The following is a 22,852-nucleotide window of genomic DNA, read 5'->3' on the forward strand; positions in this document are numbered from 1 at the left end:
GCTCAGGGAGTCTGTACGGACGCCACAATGGCATCGATGACCGTCTCCACCGGAACCTGCTCTGCCACCGCCTCGAAGCCAAGGATGATCCTGTGCCGGAGCACGCGGTGGGCCAGTGCTTTCACGTCCTCGGGGATCACGTGGTCCCGGCCGTTCAGGAGGGCGACTGCGCGGGCGGCCTGGCTAAAGGCGATGCTGGCACGCGGGCTGGCTCCGAACTCGATGAAACCCGCGAGCCGGGCGTCGATGTACTGGCCGGCATTCCGGGTGACGAACACCAGCCCGACGATGTACCTGACGATCGCCGGGTCAATGTAGACGCGCTTGACCAGCTCCTGCACCTCCGAGACCGCGTCCAGCGACGCGGCGGCGGCCGGACGCTGTTCGTCGGTGAAGACGCCCGAATCGATCCTGCGGATGATCTCGGCCTCTTCGGCCGGTGTGGGGTAGTCCAGGACGTCTTTGAGCATAAAGCGGTCCATCTGTGCCTCGGGCAGCAGGTAGGTGCCCTCCTGCTCGATGGGGTTCTGAGTTGCCAGCACCAGGAACGGGCTGGGCAGCCGGTGCACCACTCCCCCGATGGACGTCTGCCGCTCCTGCATGGCCTCGAGCATGGCACTCTGTGTTTTCGCGCTGGAGCGGTTGATCTCGTCCAGGAGCACAATGTTGGCGTGCACCGGCCCCAGCTGCGTGACAAATGTTCCCTTGGCTGCGTCATAGATCTGGGTGCCTACAATGTCGCTGGGCAACAGGTCGGGGGTGCACTGGATCCGCCGGAACTCTGCACTCACGGATTCCGCCACGGTCTGCGCAGCGGTGGTCTTCGCGAGCCCGGGGACGCTTTCCAGCAGGATGTGGCCGCCGGTCATGAGTCCTACCAGCAGCGATTCCCGGAGCCTCACCTGCCCCACGACCTTCGCGTCGAAACTGCGCGAGATGCTGGCCATGACCTGCTGCGCCCTGGCCAGTTCCGCCGCTTGGATCCGGACGGCGGCCGTTGACTGAAGCACTGGAAGTCCCCCTGGTTGCTGTTCGTGAACGGCCGCTGGTGCTGCCGGACTGCGTTGCGGTCGCAACGCGTCCGCCACGGGCCATCCTATCCAAGCCGTGGTCCGCGGATTCCGCAATGGGGAGCCCTCCCCATGCGGGCCGCTCAGGACTATCCTGATGGCATGATTCAGCTTCCAGCCAGTTACCAGGAGTATCTCGCCGGCAAGAGCGAGAGTTTCATCAACACCGTCCGGCCGATCCTCATGCAGTCGGCGGCGGAGAAGGTGCATGGTGTCAGGGTCCTCTACAACCCCGGCCCCACCGGCCACCAGGCCCATCTGGATGACACGATCCCGTTCGGGACGGTTGTCGAAGACATCGACTGACGGCGGGCTCAGCCCTTCATTGCACCGGAGAGCGCAAACGATCCGCCGGCCCCGCGCGCCACGAGGACGTAGAGGACCAGAACCGGAACCGAATAGAGGATGGAGAATGCGGCCAGCTGGCCGTAGGCAATTGCGCCGTGCTGTCCGAAGAAGCTGAAGATCGAAACCGATGCGGGCTGCTTCGACGGCGACAGCAGCAGGATGAAGGGCACGAAGAAGTTGCCCCAGGTCTGAATGAAAACGAAGATGAACACCACCCCGAGGCCTTGGCGCATGAGCGGCAGCACCACGGCGCGCAGGGCCGTGAGTCCGGACGCGCCATCCACCCAGGCGGCCTCTTCCAGCGAAACGGGAACCGCATCCATGAAGTTCTTGGTCATCCAGATCGCCATGGGCAGCGCGGTTGCCGCCATGAAGAGAACCGTGGCCAGCTGGGAATCAAGAAGCCGCAGCTGGACGAACAGGCCGTAGACAGGCACCATGATGGCGGTTACCGGCAGGCAGGTGCCGCACAGGATCGAGTACATGAACGGCCGGTTGAACCTGGACTCGAAGCGCGACAGAGGGTAGGCAGCCAGCACGGCGGCCACCAGGGTCACGGACGCTGTCCCGGCTGAGAGCAGCAGGCTGTTCCAGAGCGGCCTGAGGAGCAGCTCCGGCGTAAGGACCGCTGTGAAGTTGGCTAACGAGGCGCTGGCCGGCAGCCGGGTCTGGTAACCCGCTTCGGCGTCCAGCGAGCCGAACACCAGCCACAGCAACGGCAGGACGAAGCAGGCGCCGATCAGCAGCAGAGCAGCATCTGCCGGACCCCGGTTCCGGTGGCGTCCCGGCCATGCCCCTTCGCCGTGCCGGGGGCGCCGTAACGTCTCTTCGAAAGTCCGTCGGCCCGCCGTCGTCATCGTTTATCCCCCCTGAGCAGCCGGACGTAGGCAATCCCGAACACCAGGCCCAGAACGATAAGCACCGAGGCGATGGCGGTACCGTAGCCAATGTCGCCGAACTTGAAGGCTTCCTGGTAGGCAAGGACGGGCAAGGTGGTGCTGGCGCTGGACGGACCGCCGGCCGTCATCACCCAGATCAGGGTGAAAACGGCCAGGGTCTGGAGCGTCACCAGCATAAGGTTGGTGGCGATGCTGGACCGGATCAGCGGCAGGGTGATGAACACCAGTCGCTGCCAGCCAGCTGCACCGTCCATCAGGGCGGCTTCGGAGATGTCCTGCGGCACGTCGGCCAGGGCCGCCCGGTACACCAGCATGGAGAACGCGGTGCCGCGCCAGATGTTGGCCAGCACCACGGCCACCATGGGGTAGGCGTACAGCCAGTCGGCGCCGGCAATGCCCGCACCGCCAAGCACCTGGTTCAGCGTCCCGTCCTTGCTGAAATAGGCGTAGGCGGCGAAGGCCGCAACGATCTCGGGTAGCACCCAGGCCGCCACCACGGCGGTTCCGACGACGGCGGCCACCGGCTTGCGGGCACGCGTCATCAGGCCCGCGATCAGGAGTCCAAGCATATTCTGGCCCACCACCGCCGACGCCACGACAAAGACAACCGTCAGGACAACCGAGGCCGGAAAAGCAGCGTCTCCCAGCAGCCGCACATAATTCTCGACGCCGGTCCAAGCCGGGTTCCTGGCGTTGCGGCCGGTGAGGGCCGCGTTGGTGAAGGAGGCGTGGAAGGACCAGAGGATGGGAGCGGCCAGGAAAACGAGGATCAGCAGGACTGACGGCAAAACCGGCAGCAGCCGCAGCTGCTGCCGGACCGTTTTTCGTTCAACCATGCGTCATTTCTGCACGACCTTGGCGTCCCCCACCAGGTCCTTGACTGTCTTGTCATACTGCGCGGCTGCTTGCTGCGGCGAGAGGGCGCCGGTGATCACGGCTTCGGTGGCAACCTGAACTGCGGCGGAAATCCGTGGATAGTCAGCTGTGGCAGGCCGGTAGTGGGTGACGGAAACGAGGTCGGAGACGTCCTTGACGAACGGATTCGCTGCCAGGTATTCGGTTTCTGCGGCGACATCCGTCCGGACCGCGATCTGGGAACCGGACACGGTGAACGCCAGGGAGTTCTTCTTGCTCAAGGCCTCGGACAGGAACTTGAAAGCCAGGTCCGGGTTCTTGGAGTCCGCCCCGACGGCCAGCGTCCAGCCTCCCGACATGCTGACGCCGCCGGGTTCCTGGCCGTGTTGCGTGGGGAACTTCGCCACGCCCATGTCCTCGGCGTAGCCGGCCCACTCGTAGTTGCCGCCCTTCTGCCAGAACGACGGCGTGTAGGAGCCTTCCACGGTGGCTCCCATCTTGCCCTTCGGCAGCCATTCGCCGAAGACTTTCTTCCAGACGTTGGCATCGAGCGCCTCGGCGGGCGTCACGGCAAGCCCTTCGTCGTAGAGTGTCTTCAGGAAAGCCAGGGAATCCTTGAACCCTTGGGAGCCCACCACCCATTTCTTCTCCTGCTGGTCATACAGTTCGCTGTCCGTGCCGTAGAGAAGCTCGTAGAAACTCTGCATGACGGTGCCCTCACCGGTGGCCTTGCCGGCATACATGTTGAAGGGGACCAGCGACGGGTCCGCGGCTTTCATCTTGCGGGCCGCGTCCAGGATTTCGTCCCAGCTCCGGGGCTGCCATGGGACGGTGATTCCTGCCTTTTGCAGGACTGTCTTGTTGTACCAGATGGCGCGGGTGTCGGTGCCGAGGGGCACCGCGTAGATGCCGCCGTCGTCGGCGGTACCGGCGGCTTTGGCGGCGTCGTTGTACAGCTTCCAGTCCGCCCATTTCTCGAGGTAACTGTCCAGTTTCAGGAGGTACCCGGCGTCGACGTCGGACCGTACCTTGAAGGTGTCCTCATAGAAGACATCCGGGGCGGTCTCCGCCGACCTCAGGGCCAGCGACAGCTTGGTGCCGTAATCGTCATCGTTGGCCTCGATGGGCTGCAGGTCCACGGTAGTGCCCTGGTTTGCCGCTTCGAAGTCCTTCTTGGCGTCCTTGAACAAAGTGTCGAGGGCAGTAAACGAATCGGTCTTCTGGTAGACGATCTTCAGGGTCTTTTTTTCGGCGGCCGGCTGTTCCGCGGAGCAGGCTGATGTTGCCACCAGCGCTGTCGCACAAAACAGCGCCACAAGGAATTTGGCAGGGCGGTGCATGACGCTCCAATCTTCGAGCGGCTGCAGCCCCCAATGTCCTCCAGCTGGCCCCAGCCTTTAGCCGATTTGCAATTTCAACTTAGTGCTTCCCGCTGTCAATGCAGGGGACGCGGCCTCAGCCTTCCAACAGCAGCCGCTGCGCGCGAGGGGCCAGCGTATGCTCGAGCACCAGGCAGGCGGCGCCGATGGCACCTACGTCCTCTCCAACACCGGTTCCGACAACTTCAATGTCATGGATCTGGCGGGCCGCGCTGTTCTCCGCCAGCAACCCGGGGACGCGGTCCAGGTATCGACGTGAGAGGCGTGTCCAGAACGGACCGCCGAAAACGACTCTTTCGACGTCGAGGGTATTGGTGACCACAGCCACGGCGCGGGCGACCAGGACAGCGGAGTGGTCGAGGATCTCCGCCGCCTTGCGGTTGCCCGCGTCGGCTTCGTCACAGAGCCTCGCGAAGCTTTCCTGGATGTCCAAGGCGCCGGAAGGGTGGCGCACAACGTCAAGGACGCCGGCGGTTTCGGCCTGCGCCACGAGGACCTGCGGGATGCTGCTGGATTTCACGCAACCCCTCAGCCCGCAATCGCACGGCGGGCCGTCCGGGTCCACAATGATGTGCCCGATTTCACCGGCATTCCCCGAAGTTCCGCGGACCACTTCGTCGTTGAGGACGATGCCGCAGCCAATGCCGGTGCCCATGTACATAAAGACGAAACTGCCGGAGCCGCTAGGCCCGCCGGCCCACGTTTCGGCGACGGCTGCGCTGGTGACGTCCTTGTCCACCAGGGTGGACAGGCCGGTGGCCTCCGCGAGGGCGTCCCGGAGCGGCACCCTGTCCCAGCCGAGCAGGAGGGGCGGATCAACGACCGTTCCCTCATCCAGGTTGATCGGGCCGGGGGCGGCAACGCCCAGGCCGGCAATTTTGTCAGGATCAACGCCGGAGGCGGCCACCAGGTCCTTGATCTCCGCGGCAATGATGGCAATGATTCCGTCCGGATCGCTGGCGCCCGGGGTGTTGATCCGGGAGTGCCTGACGACGGATCCCACGAGGTCCAACACCACGAAGGTGGTGACGGTGGGATCGAGGTGAACGCCCACCGCGTACATGCCGGCGGGGTTCAACCGGAGGATGGTGCGCGGCTTTCCCGGTCCGCTGCCTTCCTTGCCGGCTTCGACGATGAGGTTCTGGTCAAGCAGGCGGCGTGAGATGTTGGAGATCGTCTGCGGGGACAGGCCCACGATCTGGGCCAGTTCCACCCGGCTGAGGCCTCCCGAGGAGCGCCGGATGGCGTCAAGGATCACCGTGAGATTGAAGTCCCCCATACGGGGCAAATTGGTTCCGCGCCTCGGCGATGGCGTGCGGATCTCAGTCACGGATTCCCCTAAACTTCTTCGGTTATGCACTGCTGATGCTTGAATCGTACGTTACCCGCGCGCGCGGCGGTACGCTCACACGCGGACTTTGGCCACGGTGGTTTCGCTGCCGTGGCGTGCTTTCACCCGGCCCCGGCATCCCGGCATCGCCGCAGTTGCCGTTACGCAGGGCGGCAGGTGCTGACCGCAACAGTGAATTTGGCGTTCCTGCCTGCCACTCGGGTGGGCCCGACGAACCGTTCCAGCGCGGGCAGATACTGCAGGTGGCTGTTGTAGACGGTCCAGAGTTCCCCGCCCGGCGCCAGCACCCTTCCGGCGGCACGGAACATTTTGATTCCCGCCCCGGCGTGGACGCTGGCACCCAGGTGAAAGGGCGGATTCAACAGGATGAGGCCGGCGCTTCCGTCCGGCAGGGAGTCCATCGCGTCGTCCTGGAGGACCGTGATCTGACCCGCCAGGCCATTGGCTTCAGCGGTGGCCCTGGCAGAGTCGACGGCCGCGGCCGACTGGTCAGTCGCCGTGACGTTCGATTCCGGATGGCTTCGGGCATACATGGCGGCCAATATGCCCGTCCCGCAGCCGAGGTCCACAACGTTGGGTACCGACGGCATGTCGGGCAAGTACCTCAGCAGGAACCGTGTTCCGATGTCGAGCTTGGTACCGGCGAACACCGCACCGCGCGCACAGACCGTGAGGTCCAGTTCGCTGTTGCTGTCCGCCACGGGAAACGGCGGCGCTCCCGTTACGGGCTTGGCGTCCTTGGCTATCAGGACCCTGGATTTTTGCCGGGCCAGTTGCGGTTGGACGTCGTTGAAGTACCGCTGCAGGACGCTGTTCATGCCCAAGCTCATGTGCTTGACCCGGCCGCCAGCCAGCAACACCGTGTCCGGAGCCGCGTAGCGGGCCACGGCGTCCGCCGCTTCCTCGAGCTCCGCGAGCGTCTTGGGCAGTTGGAGCAGCACCACGTCGGCGTCATCGAACAGTGCGGCACCGAGCGGCAACTGCTCAAAACCGGCGTCAACGCCAAGCCCCGCGGCATTGTTGCGAAGTGCCCGCTCCCCCGTGATGAGGTCCTGATGAACCTTCACGTCCCGGACGCCGTAGCCGGCCAGCGCCCCCAGCGTGAGGGCCCCGTAGCGGTCACCGATCACTGCGATCCGGCTCTCCGGCGTCAGCAGTTCCGACGCTGTTTCGAGGAGTAGCTTGTCGGTGGCATCCCAGGCCTGCAGGTTCGGGGCTTCAACGTCCGGGAACCGGCGCAGGCCGCCGAGTACTGATGCCACGCTGTTGTCCGCCACGTGCAAGCTGCCGCCTTCCCTGTCCATTGTCATTCCGCCGGCCGGTAGGGAACCACGGGGGCGAAAAGCTACCCAGTAAACCTACCCCGAAACGGTCCTGTCCGCGGCTGGCGCAAACGGTCAGGTCCGCACTTCTCCGGCCGCGCGGCGCTCGAACATCCGCAGGATGCCGGCCACAGCCGCCCGGCCGGCCCGGTTTGCACCGATGGTGGACGACGACGGCCCGTAACCCACCAGGTGAACCCGTTCCTCCGCGGCCACCTGGGTGCCGTCCATGGCGATGCCCCCGCCGCTGCCCCGCAGGTGCAGCGGGGACAGGTGTTCCAGCTCGGCCCGGAATCCGGTGGCCCAGAGGATCACCGTAGCGGCCAGGAAGCCTCCATCTGCCAGCCTGACGCCGTCGGGCTCTATCGCCGTGAACATCTCCCGCCGGTCCAGGGCGCCGCGCGCGGCAGCCGCACGCAGCGAGGGGGTCCGGAGAAGACCCGTCACAGACACCACGCTCTGGGGAGGAAGTCCCTGCCGGACCCGCTCTTCGACGAGGGCGACGGCGTCGTGACCCGCCTGTCGGTCAAACTCGGCGTCGCGCCACACTGGCTCCCGCCGGGTAAACCAGCTCGTGGTGGTCACCTGGGATATTTCGTCCAGCAGCCCGACGGCGGAAATGCCGCCGCCCACCACAATGACGTGCTGCCCGCGGAATTCCTCTGCCGCTACGTAGTCGGCCACGTGCAGCTGCCTGCCCCGGAAGCTGGACTGTCCCGGGTAGATCGGCCAGAACGGCCTGGTCCACGTGCCGGTGGCGTTGATGACCGCCCGTGCGGACCATCCGCCCTCGGAAGTTTCGATCCGAAGGCGCCCCGTGGGATGGCCGTCTTCTCGGGACACCGAACGGACCTTGACGGGCCGCAGGATATTCAGCCCGAGCCCGCCCTCGTAGTCCCCGAAGTAGCGTGACAGGAACGCGGAACTCGGCTCAGCCGGGTCGACATCCGGCTTCGGAATGCCCGGCAGGTCGCTGATTCCGTTGACGGTGGCCATCCGGAGGCTTTGCCAGCGGTGCCGCCACGCGCCGCCAGGCCCGGCTTCGGCGTCCAGCACAACGTAGGAACCCGGCGCGTCCGCCACAACGGCGGGAGCGGCGTTTTCGTCGGTTCCCCCCGCGGGCAGAAAGCCGCGACGCTGCAGGTGGTAGGCGGCGGACAAGCCGGCCTGGCCCGCGCCAATCACCACTACATCCGCGGCCTGCAGTCCGGCCGCCTGGGCGTTGAGGATCTCCGGTCCCGCCTAGACCTTCTTGACCACGCTGGATTTGAGCTGCATGGGTCCGACGCCGTCCACTTTGCAGTCGATGTCGTGGTCGCCCACTCCGTCCATCAGCCGGATGCCGCGGACCTTCGTCCCGACCTTGATGACCGTGGAGCTTCCCTTGATCTTGAGGTCCTTGATGACCGTGACGGTGTCACCGTCGGCGAGGACATTTCCCACCGCGTCCTTGATGACGGACTCTGTTACTCCTGCGGTATCCGTTGCCTCGGCAGACCACTCGTGGCCGCACTCGGGGCACACCAGCAGCGCACCCATCTCATAGGTGTACTCGCTGGAGCATTCAGGGCAGGGAGGGAGGGATTCGTTCACGCTCCCATATTAGTCGAGCGTTAAACAACAGAAGCCGCCCGGTCGGGCGGCTTCTGTTGTGTGAATCTGAGTGGAGCTGAGGGGACTCGAACCCCTGACCCCCTGCATGCCATGCAGGTGCGCTACCAGCTGCGCCACAGCCCCAAACTCTTGTGTCTTTCGGAACGATCTCCGTAAGCAACTTGATTATCTTAAACCACAATTGCGTAAGACGCCAATTCGGGCCCGGAGTGCCGGGTCCGTCCGCCGCCGCTGCCTAAATAGCGAGCCTCGGCACGGACCAGGGGGGCGCGGACAAGGGGCCGGAAAACAAAAAAGTCCGCCGGAATCTTTCGATTCCGGCGGACAATTCGGTGGAGCTGAGGGGACTCGAACCCCTGACCCCCTGCATGCCATGCAGGTGCGCTACCAGCTGCGCCACAGCCCCGAATTTTCATTGCTCCGGCACCTTCAGTCTTCACTGACGGGCCCGGTTCTGCGTCCGGATCTCTCCGAAGCAACTCAAATATCTTAGAACAGGCGTTCCGAAAATTCCAAATCGGGCATATTCGGTGGCCTGCCCCGGATTACTCGCTGTCTGAGGAAACAGCCGCTTTGGCCGACGTGTCTTCCCCGAGCTGAAGGTCAACCACGGGGCAGTCCTTCCACAGGCGCTCGAGGGCGTAGAAGACGCGGTCTTCCTCATGCTGGACGTGGATGACGACGTCGGAATAGTCCAGCAGGACCCAGCGTCCGCCGGAACGGCCCTCACGGCGCACAGGACGGAGCTCCTGCTTGCCCAGTTCCTCTTCGATGCCGTCCACGATGGCGTTGACCTGGCGCTCACTGGGCGCCGAGGCGATCAGGAAGACGTCGGCCAGGGCCAGCCGCTCGCTGACATCCAGGCCCACAATGTCCTGGGCTATTTTGTCCGCAGCAGCACGCGCGGCTACGCGGGCTATGGCGATGGATGAATCGGTTGCAGTCACGGGACTCCTTGTTGTGGTTTAAAGCTATGTAGGTCGGACGCGATGGGTATCAGCGTCGTGGTGTCGGGGCAGCGGTGCGGATAATGCCCCGGTGCGTTGAATCAGGGCGCCAGGCCGCTGATGATCATGGTCACGCCGGCAATCAGCGCGACGATCCCCAAAGCAAGGACGGCCAGCTGCAGCAGCCGGATACGGTGCGCCCGGCCCAGGCCGGCGGTGACAGCGTCAAGCGGTTCCAGTCCGTAGGCGCTGTTGGCCGCTACTCGCGGCTTGTCCACGAAATTCTCACCGGATTCAGCAGCCCACGGCTCTGCAGCCGGGGATGGCGGCAGGGTTGCCGCAGGATCGGCGGCCGCCTGAGCGGCAGCCTCCGCGCGGGCAAGTACGCCCGCCCGGCCGGTGGCCGGCGCCGCGTTCCGCCGCGGCGGACCGGGTTTGCGAGGTCCTTTGGTGCCGGGCTGCTGCAACCGGGGGCCGGGGTTGGTCACCACGGGGACATATGACGTAGCAGGCTTTTTCATCACCGGCCGGTCAATGCCGGGAACCTTTTCGAACTCCAGCGGAGTCACCATTGCGAGGTTGCTGACGGCTGAGGGCTCGGTCTTCGGGTGTGCAGGCTGGCTGGCCTGTTCGGCCAGCTTCTGCTTGGCCATGGCCCGTTTGTTCAGGATGGCGGCGCGCTCGGCCAAGGCGATCTGCTCCGCGAGGATTTCCGGATCCACTGCTTCGGGATCGTTCGCCGCAATGTGCTCCATCTTGGCGATCTGGTTCCTGGCCTGTTCGGCGATGAGGGAACGCGCTGCAAGGGCCTGCTCGACGGTCATTCCATCGGGAAGCCTGCTGTCCGCGTTGGCCTCCGGCGACGCCGTCCGCGGAGCCTCAGTGGGCGAAGGGCCGGGCTGCGACGCCGGCTGACCAGGACGTGCCTGCGGTGCGGACTGTCCGGAACGCGCCTGCGGCACGATGCGCTGGGAGGACGTGCGGGCCGGCGGAACGATCAGGTTCGCGGCGGTGGCAGGTGCGGCCTCGGCCTGGAGCTGCTGGAGCCGGAGCTGGCGGCGCGTGGGCGGACCGCCGGCGGACAGCCGTTCCTCCTTTTGCGCCAGTTCCTTGATGGTGCGCAGGGCGGCCCGGTCCCTTGCACGGCTCTGCGAGGAGCGTTCGGGGCCCGCAGGAGTCCGGACCGAGTCCACGGGACCTGGAGCCACACGACGGATGCGGCCGGTGCCGCCCTCGCCGTCCGGCGCCGGTGTCCCGTTCCCGGGCACTTTTGAGGCAGGGGGAACCGGGCCCGGTGCCGGGGGCACCGCGTCCTGAAGTGATTCCGCGCGCTCATCTCTGGCCTGCCGCAATTCACGGCGGCTACGGAGGGGAGGCTGTTCCTGGCTCATCTAACAACTCACTCGGTACTGGCTGGTTCGTGTAACTCGGTAAGTGCGGCACTGTCGTCCGGGTCGGCCTGCCCGGCATACAAGCCGTATTTCGCAATATATTGGACCACCCCGTCGGGCACGAGGTACCAGACAGGATTCCCGGCCGCGACGCGTGTCCTGCAATCAGTCGAGGAAATCGCCATGGCCGGCACTTCCAGGAGGCTGACGTCTTTCCTGCCCATTCCGTCGAGGACGTGCCCGGGACGGGTCACGCCAACGAAATGCGCCAGCGACCACAGTTCATCAATGTTCTTCCACGACAGGATCTGCGCCATGGCGTCCGCGCCGGTGATGAAGAAAAGGTCCGCATCGGGACGCAGCGTGCGGAGGTCACGCAGCGTGTCGATGGTGTACGTGGGGCCGGGGCGGTCCACATCAACCCTGCTGACGGTGAACCGTGGGTTGGAAGCCGTGGCGATGACGGTCATGAGATACCGGTGCTCCGGTTCGCTGACCTTCTTGCTCATCTTCTGCCAGGGCTGGCCGGTGGGGACAAACACCACTTCGTCGAGGCCGAACTTGGCCGCAACTTCGCTGGCCGCGACAAGGTGACCGTGATGGATGGGATCAAATGTGCCACCCATCACACCTAAACGCAGGCGACGCTTGGCGCCGCGCCGCTTCAGGACCGCGGTGATGTTAGTGGCCTTGGCCGTGATCGTGCTTGTTCGGGTGCTGGCGGTGGGGATCCGAGTGCTCCTCGACGGCCTCATGCCGGTTGCCCAGGTTGCTGTAGGACAGCGTCACGAACATCAGAACGAGCATGATCGCAAAAATGGACACACCAAAGACCCACGGTTCGGCCCACAGCGGAGCCAGTTCTTCATGTTCGGCGACCGACGCGCCTACCTGCTGCAGCAGCATTTTCTCCCCTAAAGAGTTCACACAATGACGACGGCGGTACTTCCCGCCGTTCCGGACTTCTGTTCCATGTTACAGCGTTGCTAGCTGCGGACCTGGCCCTCGCCCTGCACTATCCACTTGGTGGTAGTGAGTTCAGTCAGGCCCATGGGACCGCGGGCGTGGAGCTTCTGGGTGGAAATTCCCACCTCGGCGCCCAGGCCAAGTTCCCCGCCGTCCGTAAACCTGGTGGAGGCGTTGACGATGACCGCCGCTGAGTCGATTTCGGAAATGAAGCGTTCGGCGTTCGCGAGGTCGTTGGTGATGATGGCCTCGGTGTGGCCGGTCGACCATTTACGGATGTGCTTCACGGCCTCATCGAGGTTGTCGACCATGCCCACCGCGAGGTCCAGGTCCATGTACTCGGTGGCCCAGTCCTCGTCCGTGGCCGGAACAGATTCCACGGAGGCAGGCAGCGCGGCGCGGACCCTCGCGTCCGCGTGCAGTGTCACGCCCGCTTTCCGAAGGGCGACGGCGACGGCGGGCAGGACGGTGGACCCGGAATGCACCAGGAGCGTCTCAACGGTGTTGCAGACGCTGGGCCGCTGGGTCTTGGCATTGAGGAGGATTTCCACGGCCATGTTTTCACTGGCGGATTCGTCAATGAAGATATGGACGTTGCCCTCGCCGGTCTCGATGACGGGTACGGACGAATTGTTGACCACGGTCTGGATCAGGTCCCTGCCGCCGCGGGGAATCAGGACGTCCACCCGGCCGCGGGCCCGCATCAGGACGTTGGCTCCTTCACGGCCGAACTGGTCCACGCTCTGGACTGCGTCCGCAGGCAGGCCCACTGAATCAAGAGCTTCGCGGAGGACCCGGATGAGGGCCTCATTGGTGGCAGCGGCGGCCGTGCCGCCTCGAAGGATCACCGCGTTGCCGCTTTTCAGCGCCAGCCCGGCAATGTCCACGGTCACGTTGGGACGGGCCTCGTAGATGGCGGCAACGACGCCCATGGGAACGTTGATCTGGCGCAGGCGCAGGCCGTTGGGGAGCGTCTGGCCTCGGACCACATTCCCCACGGGGTCCGGCAGGCCCGCAAGGTTCTCCAGCGCAGCGGCCAGGGCCTCGATGCGCGCCTCGTTCAGCGTCAGGCGGTCCAGCAGGGCAGCCGACGTTCCGTTGGCACGGCCCGCTTCCACGTCCTTGGCGTTGGCGGCCAGGATCTTCGTCTTGCTGGCGATCAGGGCGGCACCGATGGCGCGAAGGCCTTTGTCCTTCCAGGCACGGTTTGCGCGCGCCATCCGGCGGGCAGCGTGACGGGATCGATCAGCAATGGCGTGCACGGCAGCCTCGACGTCAGCCGGGGACAGCCGGGCATTTTCCGTCGCGGAAGATTCCTCCGCGGAGTCGTGGGATTTCTCGGCGGCTTGGTGGATCAGTGCCTCAGTCATCATTCAAGTCTAGGCGAATCAGCCCGCTAGACCAGAACCAGGTCATCAACGTGAACAACCTCACGGTCGAAGCCGCGGCCGAGTGACTCCCCCAGTTCCACCGTGGAACGTCCTAGCATTTGGGGCAGTTCGTCCGAGGAATAGTTGACCAGCCCGCGGGCGATGACCGTACCGTCCGGCGAAACCATTTCGACGGCGTCGCCCGATTCAAAGGTGCCTTCAACGGCTGTGATCCCGGCCGGGAGCAGCGAAAAGCGGTGGTCACGGACAGCCTTGACGGCGCCGTCGTCGAGAATCAGCCGGCCCTGCACGTGCGCAAGGTGGGCGAGCCACATCATGCGCACCGATTTGCGGCCGCTGTTGACGGAGAACCAGGTCCCCACGTCCTCGCCGTTCAAGGCTGCCGCGGCGTTGGCGGTGGACGTGACCAGTGCGGGGATTCCCGAATCGGCGGCCATGGTGGCGGCCTCCACTTTCGTCTGCATGCCGCCGGTTCCCACGCCTGCCTTGCCGGGCTTACCGATGTTGACGCCTTCAAGGTCCTGGGGGCCGTCAACCTGAGGGATCCGTTTGGCGCCCTTCGAGGGAGGCCCGTCATAGAGTGAGTCGACATCGGAAAGCAGCACCAGGGCGTCGGCCCGGACCAGGTGCGCCACGAGGGCGGACAGCCGGTCGTTGTCACCGAAACGGATCTTGTGCGTGGCCACGGTGTCGTTCTCGTTGACCACGGGCACAACGCCCAAGTTGAGGAGCCGGTTCAAGGCACGGAAAGCGTTCATGTGGTGGCTGCGCCGCATCAGGTCATCCGCGGTCAGCAGGACCTGGCTCACGGTAACGCCGTGGGCTGCGAAGGCATGCGTGTAGCGTGCCATGAGGAGTCCCTGGCCCACACTGGCGGCTGCCTGCTGGGTGGCGAGGTCCCGGGGACGCTTCACCAGGCCCAGCGGGGCCAGGCCCGCCGAGATGGCGCCCGAGGACACGAGGATGATCTCGGTTCCCTGGTTGCACTTGGCGGCCAGCGCATCGGACAGCTCGATCAGCGCCTCTTCGGAGATTCCACCCTTGAGGCTGGTGAGCGACGACGATCCGACCTTGACCACGATGCGGCGTGCCCTGGCGAGCATGCTGCGGTCGTCGGTCCTGGGTTCCTCGATGACAATTGCGGAATTATCGGTCACGTGTGGGGGTTCACTCCTCATTTTCGGTGGTCAGTCCGCTCTCCTGGAGCGGCCGTGCGGCACGGCGCCCGCTGACTGATTCGGTCCAGATCCCGGCCTTGCGCTCGGCTTCCAGCTCGGCCCGGGCCGCTGCCTTGGCGTCGCGGCGCTCCTGCTGCTCGTCGCGCTTCTGCCCTCGGGTGGGTCGGTCGCCGATATCGGCAAAGCGGACGTCAGTGCCACGCGGCGAGGCAAGCAGTTCGGCGCCGGCCATCATGGTGGGCTCCCAGTCGAAGACCACGCCGTCGTCTTCACCGATCACTACGGTGTCGCCGGGCTTCGCGCCCTGCTTGAACAGCTCGTTTTCAACGCCCAGCTTGGCCAGGCGGTCCGCGAGGTAGCCGATGGCTTCCTCGTTGGTGAAGTCGGTCTGCTTGACCCAGCGCACGGGCTTGTCGCCCAACACGCGGAACAGCGGCTCGAGGTTCTTTTCCTCGCGGCGGATCTTAAAGCCGGACTCGTTGACTGCGCGGGGGCGCAGCACGGGTGCGTGAACCTTGGGCGGTGTGGCGGCCACGGCGTCCCGGGCGGCCTTGACGATCTCCGCCATGGCGAAGCCAAGCTGGCGCAGGCCTTCATGGCTTGTGGCGGAGATCTCGAAGACGCGGTAGCCACGGGACTCAAGCTCGGGCCGGACGAATTCGGCCATGTCCTTGCCGTCCGGCAGGTCGACCTTGTTGAGCGCCACCAGGCGGGGCCGGTGGTTCAGCGGGATAACCTCGCCGTCGCTGCCGGCGAAGCTCATATCAACGGCGTATTTTTCGAGTTCGGCTTCGATGATGGCGAGATCCGAGAGCGGATCGCGGTCAGCTTCGAGCGTGCCGCAGTCCAAAACGTGCACCAACGCCGCGCAGCGTTCCACGTGCCGCAGGAAGTGGTGGCCCAGGCCCTTGCCCTCACTGGCTCCCTCGATGAGGCCGGGGACGTCTGCAATGGTGAAGCGGACATCGCCGGCCTGGACAACGCCCAGGTTGGGGATCAGCGTGGTGAAAGGATAATCGGCGATCTTGGGCCGTGCCGCAGACATGGCGGCAATCAGGCTGGACTTGCCGGCGGACGGGAAGCCCACCAAGGCGATGTCCGCAATGGACTTCAGTTCGAGGACGATGTCGCTGGATTCGCCTTCGATGCCGAGCAGCGCGAAGCCCGGGGCGCGGCGCTTCTGCGAGGACAGCGCGGCGTTGCCGAGCCCGCCAGGACCGCCGGCGGCAGCAATGAACTCGGTGCCTTCGCCGACCAGGTCGGCCAGGACACGGCCGTCCTTGGTCTTGACGACGGTGCCTTCAGGAACGGAAAGAATCAGGGTTTCGCCGTTTTTGCCGCCGCGCCAGTCGCCCATGCCGGGTCCGCCGTTGGTGGCGTGGCGGTGGGGGGCGTGGTGGTAGTCCAGAAGCGTGGTGGTCTGGGGGTCAACGCGCAGGATGACGTCGCCGCCGTCGCCGCCGTTGCCGCCGTCGGGACCGCCCAGGGGCTTGAACTTCTCGCGGTGGACGGAGACACAGCCGTGGCCGCCGCTACCGCCGGATACGTGCAGTACTACCCGGTCTACAAAGCTCGCCACGTGAATCTCCTCTGTGCTTAACCTGACCGTCTTGGACGCCCAAATTGATTGTAATGCGGTTAAAAGAACAGTGGAGCGGGCCATCATGGCCCGCTCCACCGGTTTAGATCTTGTTGTTACTCTGCAGCTGCAGCAGCAACGATGTTCACGACGCGACGTCCGCGGCGGGTGCCGAATTCGACGGCGCCGGGGGTCAGTGCGAACAGGGTGTCGTCGCCGCCACGGCCCACGCCGGCACCCGGGTGGAAGTGGGTGCCACGCTGGCGGACGATGATCTCGCCTGCGGAAACTACCTGGCCGCCGAAGCGCTTGACGCCGAGGTACTGGGCGTTGGAGTCACGACCGTTGCGAGTGGAGCTCGCGCCTTTTTTATGTGCCATTTGAAATGCCTGCCTTAAAAATTCTGGGGAATCTGCTGAAAACCTGAAAAGTAACGGAAGGTTACTTGATACCGGTGATCTTGACCTTGGTCAGTTCCTGACGGTGACCCTGGCGCTTCTTGTACCCGGTCTTGTTCTTGAACTTCTGGATGACGATCTTCGGACCACGAAGGTCCTGGAGGATCTCAGCCGTAACCGTTACCTTGGCCAGGTCCGCAGCGGCAGACGTGACTTTGTCACCGTCTACCAGGAGCAGTGCGGGCAACTCAATGGTGCTGCCGGCTCCACCGGGGACGCGGTTCAGGGTAACGAAGTCTCCAACGGAAACCTTCTCTTGGCGGCCGCCTGCGCGGACAATCGCGTACACCACTGGGGAACTCACTTCTCTCGACGTTTATTACTAGATTTGCGTGCGGAACCTGGGTCCAATTGTTTGGCCTGGCTCACGCTGTGCCTCAACGCCGGTGGATTCCCCGGGGGAACCCATGAGTTATCCCACGAACTATTCCGTTTGTCATTCCAAACCGAGCAATCCGGGGTCATAACCCAAGTGTTGGCGTAAGCACCGAAGATCTAGACTACGCTAATTTTGCCTTCGGCCGCAAATGAGGCTGGCTCCGGTGGTAGTACGTGATGGGCGCCACTCTGTGCAATACAGACTGCCGCTGCAACGACTTCCGGAACCGTGCCCCACTACCTTACCGGCTCTGGAACACTTTGCGGTTCAGCATGCACGCGCGGCGCGTCGAAAAAATCCACCTCGTAGCGGCACGACTGCCGGAAGGCCAGCCGCATGGCCTGCCGTTCCACTTCGGAGGCGGCCTGTGCGGCGTCGTCGGTGATTCGCACCGCTTCCCTGGTGGCGGCGGCGAATTCTTCGTCCGCGTACGTGCGAAGCCAGTCGGCGTAGGGATGGCCCGACGGCGACCCGGCCGCCTGGAACTGACCGTGCAAGGTGGCACCCACCTCGGCGTACAGCCAGAAGCACGGCAGCACGGCGGCCACGAGCACTCCGTAGCTTCCGGAAACAGATGAGGCCAGCAGGTGGTCCACGTAGGACTTGGTGACCGGTCCCAAGGCGGCGTCCACGTTCCGGGTGCTGAGCCACGTCCTGTGCAGTTCGGACTCGACTTCCAAGCATTGCTGTGCCGACCGTGCCCAGAAGAGCTGCTCGGCCTCGGTGGGGGCAATAGCGGCGGCACGGGACAAGACCCTGGAATAGCCGTTCAGGTAGATGGCGTCCTGGGCAAGGTAATACGCGAAGTGCTGCTCGGTAAGGGAGCCGTCGGCCAGGCCGCGGATGAAGTCCAGCCCGTAGATGTCGTCCAGGTCCGGCCCGGCGTCCTGCCGGAGCGCCTCTGCGAACTCTCCTGCAGCCAGCGCATCCTGGCCCTTCGGGGCCAGATGGTGGAAATGGTGTACCGGGCCGTTGCCCGTTCCCACCTCCAGTGCTTCGGCTTCCCGGAGCGCTCCCTGCAGCCACGGCTTCACTGCCCGCAGGGATGCCTCCCAATCCCCCAGCCTTGCCTGCGCGGTGGCCATGCCCGATGACAGGGAACAGCCGGTGCCGTGGCTGTTCCTGGTGTCGATCCGCGCGCCCGGGACCACCACAACGTCCTGGGCGAGCAGCCCTTCGGTGTTGACGAGGGCGTCGGGGCACGCGCCGCCCTCGAGGTGTCCGCCCTTGACAAGGACGGTGGTGCCGGCCTGCGCAGCGAGGCGTTTGCCCTGGGCGAGTGCCGCTTCCCAGTCGTTCGCCAGGGGTTCGCGGAGCAGCATCGCCAGTTCGGCCAGGTTCGGCGTGATGAGGTCGGCCAGGGGCAGCAGTTCGCGCAGTTCCTCCTCGGCAGCCTTCTGCAGGAGCCGGTCCCCGCTGGTGGCGACCATCACGGGGTCGAGAACCACGACGGCGGGACGGGCTTTCCCAAGCCAGCTGCGGACGGCGGCAATCACCGCAGAGTCGCCCAGCATGCCGATTTTGACGGCATCGATGCTGATGTCATCGCTAATGGCCTCGAGCTGCGCAGTCAGGAAGCCGGCCGGCGGAACGTGGACCGCCCGGACGCCGTGGGTGTTCTGTGCCGTCAGGGCAGTAATGGCAGCCATGCCGTATCCCCCGTTAGCGGCAATGCTCTTGAGGTCCGCCTGGATCCCCGCCCCGCCGGACGGGTCGGAGCCGGCGATGGCCAGCACCCTCGGGGTACTGCGCAAGGGGGCGCTGCCTCCTGGTGCGGGCGCTGCGGCGTTGGCAGGGGTGGGCAGGAATGATGAAGCCAAAGGAGACATCCCTTCGCCGGTGCTAACCGGACAGGTTCAACGGGTCTGGATCTCAGCCGGCCCTGTGCGCGGCACCCCGTGTCAGTCCCCTAGCCTAGCTTTTCCCTGCAACGAACTCGCGGGTACGGCCCGAAACCGGCGTATTGCTACGCCTGTTCCGGGCCGCACCCGCGGTGTCAGCTGGCCGGATCAGAGCCTGCCGGATCAGAGCTCCGAAGCCGGGACCCCCACGCCAAGGATGATCGGCTCGTTGGCCGGCGCTTTGGCGGGCGCGTCCTTCTTTGCCGGCTCAGGTGCCTTAGCTTCGTGGGTGTGCCCTGATGCGGCGACCGGGGCAGTCTCGTGGTGCTCCACGGACGTCTCGTTCGCTGCGCCCTGGGCACGGCTCGCGCTCCGGTTGCGGCGGGGACGGCGGGCCCGGCCCTGCACCGCAGTGTGGTCGGTGTAGTCGGCTTCAGGAGCCTGCGCCGCCTGTACCTGCGCCGCCGGCGTTTTGGCCGCCTGCACCTGGGCCGCCGGTGCCTGCGGTTCAACCGGTGATGCCGGCGCCTCAGCCGCGGCAGGTTCGCCAAGGTGGGCGAATGCCTCAGCCAGGCGGTCAAGGGTCAGGGCCGCTCCGGAGGCAGGAGCTTCCCCGGCATGCTCAACGAACGGCAGAGCCACTTTTTCGCCGCCGAACGTCAGGACGGCCGCCGGCCGCCCTGCAGCAGCCACCTCGGCTTCCGACACCTTAGCGGGCCGGGCCGTAGCGGGTGCAGACGGGGTGGCCTGCGTCGGACCCGACTTGGCCGGCGTCCCCGCTTGCCCGGAAAGTACCTGCCCGGCCGGGGCCTGGGCGCCCTGTGCCTGGGCCGCCAGTGCCTGGCCCACTGCCTGTGCTGCCGCGGCCGCGGCCGCAGGTGCTGCATGGCCTGCCTCGGCATCGTGCAGGTGGGCAGCATGCGCTGCCGCTGCGATGTTGGCCAACGCCACGCGTGTCGCTTCAGCCTTGGCATGGCGCTCGGCGTCCGTGGGCTCGTGGTGCACCGGAGCCGGCGTCAGCGGAGCAGCCTCGGAAGACGGCTGGCCGCCCTTGCCCCGGCGGCGGCTCTTACGCTCCGTACGGGGAGGCTGCTGGGCTTCCGTCCGCGGCACGTGGTGCTCGGCGGCCACAACGTTGGCGCGGCGGTGCTCCACGGGCTCGTCGTGGGTGACAATGCCGCGGCCGGCGCAAGCCTCGCACTGCTCGCCGAAGACTTCCAGGAGCCCGGTACCCATGCGCTTGCGGGTCATCTGCACGAGGCCCAGCGAGGTCACTTCAGCAACCTGGTGCTTGGTCCGGTCGCGTCCGAGGCACTCCACCATGCGGCGAAGCACGAGGTCGCGGTTGGATTCGAGCACCATGTCGATGAAGTCAATGACGATGATGCCGCCGATGTCGCGGAGCCGCAGCTGGCGCACCACTTCCTCGGCCGCTTCCAGGTTGTTCTTGGTAACGGTTTCCTCAAGGTTGCCGCCGCTGCCGGTGAACTTGCCGGTGTTGACGTCCACCACGGTCATGGCTTCGGTGCGGTCGATCACCAGGGAGCCGCCGGAAGGCAGGAAGACCTTGCGGTCCAGGGCTTTGTGGATCTGCTCGTCGATCCGCCAGGCCGCGAAGATGTCCGTGTCCTTGGTCCACTTTTCGAGCCGGCCCACCAGGTCCGGGGCCACATAGGTGACGTACGCCTCGATGGTGTCCCAGGCTTCCTCGCCGGAAACGATCAGCTTGGAGAAGTCCTCGTTGAAGACGTCGCGGACTACCTTGATGGTGAGGTCCGGTTCGCCGTAGAGAAGCTCCGGCGCAAGGATTTTGGTGGACGTGGCCTGGCCCTCGATGCCTTCCCACTGGGCGCGCAGGCGGTTGATGTCGTGCGTCAGCTCTTCCTCGGACGCGCCCTCGGCGGCCGTGCGGACAATCACGCCGGCATCTTCCGGAAGGCGGTCCTTGAGGATCCGCTTGAGGCGGTTGCGCTCGACGTCGGGCAGCTTGCGGGAGATCCCGGTCATGGAACCGCCGGGAACGTAGACGAGGTAGCGGCCGGGCAGGGAGATCTGGCTCGTGAGGCGGGCGCCCTTGTGGCCGACCGGGTCCTTGGTGACCTGGACCAGTACGGAGTCGCCGGACTTCAGCGCGTTCTCGATCCGGCGCTGCTTGCCCTCGAGGTTGACGGCGTCCCAGTTGACCTCGCCGGCGTACAGTACGGCGTTGCGGCCGCGTCCGATATCCACGAAAGCGGCTTCCATCGAGGGCAGGACGTTCTGGACCTTGCCCAGGTATACGTTGCCGATCAGGGAGTCCTGCTGGGTCTTCGAAACGAAGTGCTCGGCCAGGACGCCGTCTTCCAGGACGCCGATCTGGATTCTGTCGTCTCGCTGGCGGACGATCATCTGGCGGTCCACGGATTCACGGCGGGCCAGGAACTCCGCCTCGGTGATCACGGTACGGCGGCGGCCGGTGTCGCGTGATTCGCGGCGGCGCTGCTTCTTGGCCTCAAGCCGGGTGGAGCCCTTGACGGACGTGACGCGGTTGTTGACCGGCGCCTCGCTGATGGCCCGGGGCGCACGGACGCGGGTCACGGTGTTGGGCGGGTCGTCGTCTCCCCCGCCCGTGAGCTCGAGGTCCTGGTCGCCACGGCGGCGGCGGCGACGACGGCGGGAGGTGACGCCGTCGTCCGCGGTAACGGTGGACTCCTCATCTGCGTCCTCGTCCCCGGCGGCGCCTTCGCCAGCCTCGGTCTCGCTGGCAGCTTCCCGGTCCGTCACGCGGCTGCGGCCACGGCGTCCGCGGCTGCGACGGCGGCGCGAGCCGCCGGCGTCGACGTCCTCGCCTTCGTCCTCCGTGTCTTCTTCTTCGCTTTCCTTGGCCACGGCAGGCGCGGCTGCCGGGCGGACCACGGCGCTCAGGTCCGGTGCCTGGAAAATCATGGAGGTGACGGCGCCAGGTTCGAGGAAGAGTGCACCGACGGGGCTGGCGGCTTCAGCCGCTGCAGGCTGCTCCGGCTCGGCAGCTACGGAAGCGGCGGATTCCTGGCCTGCGGCGGCCGCCTCTTCTTCTGTTGCTATCGGCTCTGTTGTTGCTACGGGTTCGGCAGCAGGCGCGGCCTCTTGGGCGGCGGCAGGCTCAGCGGCCGGCTGGACGTCGGCAGCTTTGACGGGGGCTTTGGCACGTGAGGCCCGGCGGCGGACGGGCTTTTCGACGACGGCGGCTTCTGCCGGCGCGTCTGCCTGCCCGGTTTCAACCTGCTCTGCTTCAACTTGATCCGCAGCAACCGTCGCCGACGCTTCATCGGCGAATACCGGAAGCGGCTCGGCAGGCTCCACCTTCTTGCGCGAACGGCTGCGGCGCGCCGGCGGCTTTTCCTCTGCAGCGGCTTCGGCAGCCGGGGCTTCTGCTGCCGGCGCCTCTGCGTGGGCCGGCTCCGATTCGACAGCTTCGACTGCCTCAGCCTTGGGGGCGGCCTTGCGCCGTGTCCGGACGGCCCTCTTGGGCGCTGGGGGCGCTACTGCCTCTTCGCTGGCAGCGGTTTCTTCGTTAACGGCTAGAACCTGGTCATTATCCATATGTGGCGACACTCCTGCCCCTGACGCACCGCCACATCCGGCACCCATTGGGGCACATATTGTCAAAACCCGCAGGCGTTGACAGAAGTCAATTGGATACCCTCAGGTTCGCACCGGCAGTGGGGTGCGGCAGCCCTGGAGGGCCGGTGGCGTTGTTCTGAAACCCGTTGTTCCTGAAAGCCACAACCAGGTGCCGTCCAATGGCATTGCAGGTAGTCCGGGATCTATCGTGGATCCGGAGCGTGCCCTGCTCATCATTGGCGGTCTTACAAACAAGCCACCGGACTGAAATTCGAATGTGGATCGTATTCCAGCCAGCTTCA

The 22,852-nt window shown here is 65.6% G+C and carries 20 protein-coding genes, 2 tRNA genes and 1 riboswitch; of the genes, 1 reads left to right on the forward strand and 21 read right to left on the reverse strand.

The window, feature by feature from the left end; genetic code table 11:
• Positions 1 to 2: 2 nt before the first annotated feature.
• A complete protein-coding gene (locus ACSQ1X_RS12030) occupies positions 3 to 1,010 on the reverse strand; it encodes an AAA family ATPase (RefSeq protein ID WP_055803495.1) in 1,008 nt (335 codons plus the stop codon).
• A 162-nt stretch (positions 1,011 to 1,172) separates the two neighbouring features.
• Between ACSQ1X_RS12030 and ACSQ1X_RS12035 the strand changes: the two genes are divergently transcribed.
• On the forward strand, positions 1,173 to 1,376 hold the full coding sequence (locus ACSQ1X_RS12035; RefSeq protein ID WP_436057842.1) for a hypothetical protein: 204 nt from the start codon (positions 1,173 to 1,175) through the stop codon (positions 1,374 to 1,376).
• An 8-nt stretch (positions 1,377 to 1,384) separates the two neighbouring features.
• Here the strand turns inward: ACSQ1X_RS12035 and ACSQ1X_RS12040 are convergent, their stop codons facing one another.
• From ACSQ1X_RS12040 to ACSQ1X_RS12135, 20 genes are all read right to left on the reverse strand, one after another.
• Positions 1,385 to 2,275, reverse strand: coding sequence for a carbohydrate ABC transporter permease (locus ACSQ1X_RS12040; protein ID WP_055803498.1), 891 nt, complete (start codon positions 2,273 to 2,275; stop codon positions 1,385 to 1,387).
• Positions 2,272 to 3,153, reverse strand: a complete 882-nt coding sequence (locus ACSQ1X_RS12045) for a carbohydrate ABC transporter permease (RefSeq protein WP_436057843.1) — start codon at positions 3,151 to 3,153, stop codon at positions 2,272 to 2,274. Before ACSQ1X_RS12045 ends, ACSQ1X_RS12040 begins: the two co-directional genes overlap by 4 nt.
• Before the next feature lie 3 nt (positions 3,154 to 3,156).
• Positions 3,157 to 4,512, reverse strand: a complete 1,356-nt coding sequence (locus ACSQ1X_RS12050) for an extracellular solute-binding protein (RefSeq protein WP_055803505.1) — start codon at positions 4,510 to 4,512, stop codon at positions 3,157 to 3,159.
• 115 nt (positions 4,513 to 4,627) lie between these two features.
• Entirely contained in the window at positions 4,628 to 5,830 is a 1,203-nt protein-coding gene (locus tag ACSQ1X_RS12055; RefSeq protein WP_055803508.1) for an ROK family transcriptional regulator, read from the reverse strand.
• 212 nt (positions 5,831 to 6,042) lie between these two features.
• Entirely contained in the window at positions 6,043 to 7,179 is a 1,137-nt protein-coding gene (locus ACSQ1X_RS12060; RefSeq protein WP_055803738.1) for a class I SAM-dependent methyltransferase, read from the reverse strand.
• 120 nt (positions 7,180 to 7,299) lie between these two features.
• On the reverse strand, positions 7,300 to 8,412 hold the full coding sequence (locus tag ACSQ1X_RS12065; RefSeq protein ID WP_436057844.1) for an NAD(P)-binding domain-containing protein: 1,113 nt from the start codon (positions 8,410 to 8,412) through the stop codon (positions 7,300 to 7,302).
• Positions 8,413 to 8,466: 54 nt separating this feature from the next.
• Positions 8,467 to 8,817, reverse strand: coding sequence for a zinc ribbon domain-containing protein YjdM (locus ACSQ1X_RS12070; RefSeq protein ID WP_436057845.1), 351 nt, complete (start codon positions 8,815 to 8,817; stop codon positions 8,467 to 8,469).
• Between the two features lie 71 nt (positions 8,818 to 8,888).
• A tRNA-Ala gene (locus ACSQ1X_RS12075) sits at positions 8,889 to 8,961 on the reverse strand.
• Positions 8,962 to 9,171: 210 nt separating this feature from the next.
• Positions 9,172 to 9,244 (reverse strand) — tRNA-Ala (locus tag ACSQ1X_RS12080).
• A 139-nt stretch (positions 9,245 to 9,383) separates the two neighbouring features.
• Positions 9,384 to 9,785 carry a ribosome silencing factor gene (gene rsfS / locus ACSQ1X_RS12085; protein ID WP_055803517.1) on the reverse strand — a complete coding sequence of 134 codons (402 nt, stop codon included), beginning with the start codon at positions 9,783 to 9,785 and terminating at the stop codon, positions 9,384 to 9,386.
• A 101-nt stretch (positions 9,786 to 9,886) separates the two neighbouring features.
• Positions 9,887 to 11,176, reverse strand: a complete 1,290-nt coding sequence (locus ACSQ1X_RS12090) for a hypothetical protein (protein WP_436057846.1) — start codon at positions 11,174 to 11,176, stop codon at positions 9,887 to 9,889.
• A gap of 8 nt (positions 11,177 to 11,184) precedes the next feature.
• Positions 11,185 to 11,802 (reverse strand): nicotinate-nucleotide adenylyltransferase, encoded by a 618-nt coding sequence (nadD, locus tag ACSQ1X_RS12095; protein ID WP_436057847.1) that lies wholly within the window; start codon positions 11,800 to 11,802, stop codon positions 11,185 to 11,187.
• A 55-nt stretch (positions 11,803 to 11,857) separates the two neighbouring features.
• Entirely contained in the window at positions 11,858 to 12,082 is a 225-nt protein-coding gene (locus ACSQ1X_RS12100) for a hypothetical protein (protein ID WP_011692229.1), read from the reverse strand.
• Between the two features lie 80 nt (positions 12,083 to 12,162).
• Entirely contained in the window at positions 12,163 to 13,512 is a 1,350-nt protein-coding gene (locus ACSQ1X_RS12105; protein ID WP_436057848.1) for a glutamate-5-semialdehyde dehydrogenase, read from the reverse strand.
• Between the two features lie 26 nt (positions 13,513 to 13,538).
• A complete protein-coding gene (proB, locus tag ACSQ1X_RS12110) occupies positions 13,539 to 14,636 on the reverse strand; it encodes a glutamate 5-kinase (protein WP_436059333.1) in 1,098 nt (365 codons plus the stop codon).
• Between the two features lie 64 nt (positions 14,637 to 14,700).
• The gene (obgE, locus tag ACSQ1X_RS12115; protein ID WP_436057849.1) at positions 14,701 to 16,290 is read right to left on the reverse strand and encodes a GTPase ObgE; all 1,590 of its coding nucleotides are present in this window, start codon (positions 16,288 to 16,290) and stop codon (positions 14,701 to 14,703) included.
• A 116-nt stretch (positions 16,291 to 16,406) separates the two neighbouring features.
• On the reverse strand, positions 16,407 to 16,670 hold the full coding sequence (rpmA, locus tag ACSQ1X_RS12120; protein WP_009372867.1) for a 50S ribosomal protein L27: 264 nt from the start codon (positions 16,668 to 16,670) through the stop codon (positions 16,407 to 16,409).
• A 61-nt stretch (positions 16,671 to 16,731) separates the two neighbouring features.
• Positions 16,732 to 17,040, reverse strand: coding sequence for a 50S ribosomal protein L21 (gene rplU / locus ACSQ1X_RS12125; protein WP_011692233.1), 309 nt, complete (start codon positions 17,038 to 17,040; stop codon positions 16,732 to 16,734).
• Between the two features lie 323 nt (positions 17,041 to 17,363).
• On the reverse strand, positions 17,364 to 18,956 hold the full coding sequence (locus ACSQ1X_RS12130) for a bifunctional hydroxymethylpyrimidine kinase/phosphomethylpyrimidine kinase (RefSeq protein ID WP_436057850.1): 1,593 nt from the start codon (positions 18,954 to 18,956) through the stop codon (positions 17,364 to 17,366).
• Positions 18,939 to 19,036, reverse strand: a riboswitch (TPP riboswitch). Its footprint overlaps the gene before it by 18 nt.
• 115 nt (positions 19,037 to 19,151) lie before the next feature.
• A complete protein-coding gene (locus tag ACSQ1X_RS12135) occupies positions 19,152 to 22,529 on the reverse strand; it encodes an Rne/Rng family ribonuclease (RefSeq protein ID WP_436057851.1) in 3,378 nt (1,125 codons plus the stop codon).
• Between the last annotated feature and the right edge of the window lie 323 nt (positions 22,530 to 22,852).

The sequence above is a fragment of the Arthrobacter sp. LjRoot78 genome (assembly GCF_964254335.1).
In the GTDB taxonomy this organism is placed as follows: domain Bacteria; phylum Actinomycetota; class Actinomycetes; order Actinomycetales; family Micrococcaceae; genus Arthrobacter.

What these genes read in the sequence shown, in the direction of transcription:
- ACSQ1X_RS12135 (WP_436057851.1), bottom strand. Translation starts at nt 22,529, where the DNA reads ATGGATAATGACCAGGTTCTAGCCGTTAACGAAGAAACCGCTGCCAGC.
- ACSQ1X_RS12035 (WP_436057842.1), top strand. Translation starts at nt 1,173, where the DNA reads ATGATTCAGCTTCCAGCCAGTTACCAGGAGTATCTCGCCGGCAAGAGC.
- ACSQ1X_RS12105 (WP_436057848.1), bottom strand. Translation starts at nt 13,512, where the DNA reads ATGACTGAGGCACTGATCCACCAAGCCGCCGAGAAATCCCACGACTCC.
- ACSQ1X_RS12050 (WP_055803505.1), bottom strand. Translation starts at nt 4,512, where the DNA reads ATGCACCGCCCTGCCAAATTCCTTGTGGCGCTGTTTTGTGCGACAGCG.
- ACSQ1X_RS12040 (WP_055803498.1), bottom strand. Translation starts at nt 2,275, where the DNA reads ATGACGACGGCGGGCCGACGGACTTTCGAAGAGACGTTACGGCGCCCC.
- ACSQ1X_RS12090 (WP_436057846.1), bottom strand. Translation starts at nt 11,176, where the DNA reads ATGAGCCAGGAACAGCCTCCCCTCCGTAGCCGCCGTGAATTGCGGCAG.
- proB (WP_436059333.1), bottom strand. Translation starts at nt 14,636, where the DNA reads ATGCTCGCCAGGGCACGCCGCATCGTGGTCAAGGTCGGATCGTCGTCG.
- ACSQ1X_RS12130 (WP_436057850.1), bottom strand. Translation starts at nt 18,956, where the DNA reads ATGTCTCCTTTGGCTTCATCATTCCTGCCCACCCCTGCCAACGCCGCA.
- ACSQ1X_RS12100 (WP_011692229.1), bottom strand. Translation starts at nt 12,082, where the DNA reads ATGCTGCTGCAGCAGGTAGGCGCGTCGGTCGCCGAACATGAAGAACTG.
- ACSQ1X_RS12055 (WP_055803508.1), bottom strand. Translation starts at nt 5,830, where the DNA reads ATGGGGGACTTCAATCTCACGGTGATCCTTGACGCCATCCGGCGCTCC.
- ACSQ1X_RS12045 (WP_436057843.1), bottom strand. Translation starts at nt 3,153, where the DNA reads ATGGTTGAACGAAAAACGGTCCGGCAGCAGCTGCGGCTGCTGCCGGTT.
- rpmA (WP_009372867.1), bottom strand. Translation starts at nt 16,670, where the DNA reads ATGGCACATAAAAAAGGCGCGAGCTCCACTCGCAACGGTCGTGACTCC.
- nadD (WP_436057847.1), bottom strand. Translation starts at nt 11,802, where the DNA reads ATGGGTGGCACATTTGATCCCATCCATCACGGTCACCTTGTCGCGGCC.